This window comes from Clostridium sp. DSM 8431, from assembly GCF_900116755.1.
GTDB lineage: Bacteria > Bacillota > Clostridia > Clostridiales > Clostridiaceae > Clostridium.
In genome coordinates this window covers 1-4,934 of sequence record NZ_FPBY01000220.1, presented here as the reverse complement: position 1 = coordinate 4,934, position 4,934 = coordinate 1, and the positions used below count along the sequence as shown (strand labels likewise).

The following is a 4,934-nucleotide window of genomic DNA, read 5'->3' as shown; positions in this document are numbered from 1 at the left end:
TACAAAATAGGACACGATGAATAAGGAAAAATCTCGATATGGGTATAATTGTCCATATTTTGAGTAGCAGAGAAAGGTTTATGAGTAATAGGTTAGAGGATATAAAAATAGGCCTTGTTTTGGCTGGTGGAGGAGCTAAGGGAGCTTATGAAGTTGGGGTATATAATGCACTTAAGAAATTAGAACTTGTTGACAATATAAAAGTAATTTCAGGAACATCGATAGGCGCAATTAATGCTTTATTTTTTGCTATGGATAATCCTAAAATTATAAAACAAAGTTGGAGTAATCTTAAATATTCTCAGTTTATTTTAAGTCAAGAAAGCACAAAACCAATAAATTTCGATTCAGTATTAGATAAAATAAAGAATATCAATACTGAAAGTGGTATTTTAGATAATATAAAACTTAGTGATATAGGACTAATATCTCAAAGTGGAATAAAGAATTTTATAGAAGAATATATAGATATTAATGTAATAAAGAATTGTGATAAGGACCTTTATTCATGTGCTTATAATATAGATAAAGAAAGACCTGAGTACTTTAAATTAAATGATTGTACTGAGGAAGAAATAAAGGATAGAGTAATAGCATCAAGTGCAGTTCCTCATATGTTCAAACCAATAATAATTGATGGGTTAAGATATGCTGATGGAGGAATTCATTCTCCACTTTACAGTAAGAATAATGTAGACAATGTACCTATTTATCCAATGAAAAATTATGATTTAGATATTATAATTATTGTCTATCTATCTTCTAATAAAAAAGCAGTTAATAAAGAGAGATTTTCTGAAAGTAAAATCATTGAAATATATCCATCATCTAAATTAGAAGCTATTAATGGAATTGGAACATTAAATATTAGACAGGATACACTAAATAATAATATGGATATGGGATATAGGGATGCTATAGTTGAAATTTCTCCTGTTTTAATTGATATACTAAAGGGTAAAAATTTATTTTAAAAATATTGACAGCATTTAATATATAAAATAAAATGTTGTAGTTGGTGATTAAAGTACGTCATACCACAAAGTCTTTTTGTAAAAAGTTTGTTATCCATTTAAATAAATTTTGCTGTTAATATAAGTACTTTAAATCACTATTTTAATTTTACATTTGATTTAAGAGAGGGCATATATATTCATGTAATAACCTCTTTTATTTCAAGAGTAAAAGAACTTTAAGATTCTTCTACTCCTGAAACTCTATAATTAAGATCTGAAAGCATTTTTAAATCATCTTGAATTGTAATTCCTGAAGTTGTAAGCATATCACCAGAAATAGCAGCATTTGCACCACTTAAAAAAGCTGATTTTCCTTTATCATTAAATAATCCACGTCCACCAGCAAGTCTAATAAATGCATCTGGAATAATAAATCTAAATATAGCAATACTTCTAAGAATCTCTTCTTCTGATAGAGGTTTATTACTTTCAAGAGGTGTACCTTTAATTGGATTAAGAATATTAACAGGAATAGATTTAATTCCAAGTTCTCTTAATTCAAAAAGCATATCAATTCTATCTAACATACTTTCACCTAGGCCTAAAATACCACCACTACATACTTCAAGTCCAGCTTCCTTAGCATACTTTATAGCCTTAATCTTTTCATCGTAAGTATGGGTTGTACAAATTTTAGGAAAAAAGTTTCTAGATGTCTCTAAATTATTGTGATATCTACTAACACCAGAATTTTTCAATTTTAAAAACTCTTCATAGTTTAGTAATCCATGAGAAGCACAAAGTGATATATTAACCTTTTCCTTTACTTCAGCATAAGTTCTGCATAGGCTATCTAAGTCTTTTTTAAGTAGTTTTCTTCCTGAAGTTACAACAGAATAACGTATTATACCTTTATCAGCATTATATTTTGCATCTTTTAATATAGTTTCTGTAGTGCATAAAGAATGTTTTTCTATGTTTGTATTGTACTTTACAGATTGTGCACAGTACTTGCAATCTTCTGAGCAATTTCCACACTTTCCATTAATAATTGTGCATATATCGAAATTATTTCCACAGAAATATTTTCTTATTTCATCAGCTGATATGCAAAGTTTATCTAAATCTTCATTTAATAGATTAATAGCTTCATCTTTTGATATTTTATATCCTTTAAGTATCTTATTTTTTAATTCACTTAGCATACGATATCCCCCTAATACTAATTTCACCTGAATTTAAAATAGTGATTTTCTTATCTTCTTTTTGAACAACTAAAGAACCATCATCATTTATATCAATAGCTTTTCCCTTAGTAGAAATTCCGTTTCTAATAAAAGTAATATTTTGATTCAATACAATACTTCTTTCTTTATATTCAGCAATAAAGGTCTGACTTTTTAAGTTGTCTATAATTGAAAGAACTTGTTTAATTATTTCAGCACATAGCTCATTTCTGCTTATATTACACTTTGATTCATCAAAAAGAGAAGTAGCCTTATCCTTTATATCTTCAGGAAAACCTTCTTCTGGAGTTTTAAAATTAATGCCCATTCCAAGGATAATATAACTTACAGTTCCACTTTCAAAGTCAGTAGAGGCTTCAGTTAATATACCACAAATCTTTTTATTATTTAAAACAATATCATTTATCCATTTAATTTTCGCATTAATGCCTGTTACTTTTTCTATAGCTCTACATACAGCAACAGAAGCAGCAGTAGTTATTAATACCGAATCTGATACAGATAATTCTGGTTTTAAAATAATACTCATATATATACCTGTATTTCCTGGAGAAAAAAAGTTTCTTCCCATTCTGCCACGTCCAGCAGTTTGTTTTTCTGAAACTATAACAGTTCCATGTTTTTCACCCTTTAAAGCTAGCTCTTTAGCAGTTTTATTAGTTGATTCTAATTCCTTATAATAACTTACCTTTACATCTGAGTAGTCTTCATTAAGATAACTTAATATTCCTTCAGCAGAAAGTAGATCTGTTTTGTCTGATAGAGAATATCCTTTGTTTGTAACAGCATTAATTTCATAACCTTCTTTTCTTAAATCCTCTATATGTTTCCAAACAGAAGTCCTTGAAACATTTAGTTCCTTAGCAAGCTTTGAGCCTGATATTATTTGCCCCTTACTTTTTTCAAATTCTCTCAAAATATCACTTTTTATAGACATTAAAAGTCCTCCTTAATATACAAATCTGTTTAAAATTTTAGCTAAAAAAGCTGCTAATATACATTTTAATACATCAAGAGGTATAAATGGAAGGATTGAAGTTGTTATTAATGTCTTTAACTCCATCTTTGTTAAGAATTCCATATAAGCAGCACCAAAAATATAGATTATAGGCATACCTAGTGCAATAGATAGAACTATGCATTTTTTCATATTAAACTCTTTTCCTCGTAAAAATGAAATAACAGTGGCGCTAATTAAATAGCCAAACAAATAACCTCCAGTAGGTCCAAATAATTTAGCAGGTCCAGCACCTCCACCTGAAAATACAGGAATACCTATGAGTCCTAATAATAAAAATAATGTGATAGTTGTGAAAGCTTGTTTCGGTTTTAGTAAAAAAGCTATTAAATTAATTATTATTGTCTGAGCAGTTATGCTTGCAAGAGAAAAGGGAAGGGGAATTATTATGTATGATGATACACATAATAATGCAGTGAGCATAGTCATTTTAGTTAAATCATGTGTAGAATTTTTAAGTGAGTTTTCTATGTTCATAGTTACTACCTCCTTTATATTTAAATCGAAATGTTCGGAAATAAATGTAATTTCAAGAAAATTATAAAATTAAAACAAAGGAATGTCAACTGAAATTAGAGGGAAAGTTGACAATAAAAAATCGCATCTCATTTTTTTGAGGTGCGATCTTTTTAATAGATTAATTAAAGCCAGTTTATTTCTGCTTTCTTTCTTGGAGTTGTTCTTCTATATTTAACATCAGGATATCCAATTACTAAACAGGATATTACTTCATCACTACTATCTGCTCCTATGAAGTCTAACATTTCTTTGTTATCTTTTGCAGCAACTATAGAGAATCCACTAAAGAAAGTTCCAAGACCTAAAGCATCTACCATAAGGTCCATATTTGAAGAAGCTAAACCACCATTTATAGGTGTCTTAGTTTTAACAAATATTGCAACAGGTGCATTAAAGAATACTCCATCATTTTTAGGATTTTCTTTATATGATTCATACATTTTTATCCATGCTTTAGCATATCTTTCTAGATACTTAGTTTCTGGAGTTAGGTTATCTAATATGTATTGACCTCTCTTGCATAGAGTTTCATGAATTATATCTTTTAATTCATTAAGTTTATCACCAGTAACTACAGTATAAGAAACATCTTGATTGTTAGTTGAAGTTTGAGTGAATCTTCCCACTTCTATTATTTTTTCTATCTTTTCTTTTTCAACTTCTTTATCTTTAAATCTTCTTACACTTCTTCTAAATTTGATGAAGTTTTCTAATCTTTCTGGATTTATTGTAAAAGTTTCTTTATCATATTCTTTTACTTCTGTCATATCAAAATCGTCAGTTGAAACTGCTGCTACTGGGCATATAGCAACACAGTGTCCACATTTTAAACAACCTTCAGGATTAATACAAGCTTTTCCATCAACTAAACTAATTGTATGAGTAGGACAGTCTTTTATACATTGCATACATCCTATACATTTTTCGCTATCAACTTTAAACATTTTATCGTCTCCCTTACATTTTGTCTATTGAACATAATAACAAAAATATATAACAAAATTCAAGAGATAAAATTTACTATTAAGACAAAAATTGAGATTAATTACGATTTTGCATTTAATTTTGTATAAAAAATCAATAATTATACCTGTTTTTAGGCATTATATTAAAAAATAAAAAAATTTTTGGAGGTTAAGTAACAGTTACAAAAATATTATAAAACCTTAGAAAAGTGTACTAAAAAATAACAAA

Annotated in this window: 5 protein-coding genes; 1 reads left to right on the top strand and 4 read right to left on the bottom strand. The window is 28.1% G+C overall.

Annotated elements, in window-relative coordinates:
• The first annotated feature begins 80 nt into the window (after nucleotides 1-80).
• Nucleotides 81-974 carry a patatin-like phospholipase family protein gene (locus BM384_RS15630; RefSeq protein ID WP_090014981.1) on the top strand — a complete coding sequence of 298 codons (894 nt, stop codon included), beginning with the start codon at nucleotides 81-83 and terminating at the stop codon, nucleotides 972-974.
• Nucleotides 975-1,192: 218 nt separating this feature from the next.
• Here the strand turns inward: BM384_RS15630 and bioB are convergent, their stop codons facing one another.
• The 4 genes from bioB to BM384_RS15610 all read right to left on the bottom strand — a co-directional run bounded on the left by bioB (nucleotide 1,193) and on the right by BM384_RS15610 (nucleotide 4,684).
• A complete protein-coding gene (bioB, locus tag BM384_RS15625; RefSeq protein ID WP_090014979.1) occupies nucleotides 1,193-2,161 on the bottom strand; it encodes a biotin synthase BioB in 969 nt (322 codons plus the stop codon).
• Entirely contained in the window at nucleotides 2,151-3,140 is a 990-nt protein-coding gene (locus BM384_RS15620; protein ID WP_090014977.1) for a biotin--[acetyl-CoA-carboxylase] ligase, read from the bottom strand. Before BM384_RS15620 ends, bioB begins: the two co-directional genes overlap by 11 nt.
• 12 nt (nucleotides 3,141-3,152) lie before the next feature.
• Nucleotides 3,153-3,698 carry a biotin transporter BioY gene (locus BM384_RS15615; RefSeq protein ID WP_090014975.1) on the bottom strand — a complete coding sequence of 182 codons (546 nt, stop codon included), beginning with the start codon at nucleotides 3,696-3,698 and terminating at the stop codon, nucleotides 3,153-3,155.
• A gap of 164 nt (nucleotides 3,699-3,862) precedes the next feature.
• The gene (locus tag BM384_RS15610; protein WP_090014972.1) at nucleotides 3,863-4,684 is read right to left on the bottom strand and encodes a nitroreductase family protein; all 822 of its coding nucleotides are present in this window, start codon (nucleotides 4,682-4,684) and stop codon (nucleotides 3,863-3,865) included.
• Nucleotides 4,685-4,934 lie beyond the last annotated feature (250 nt).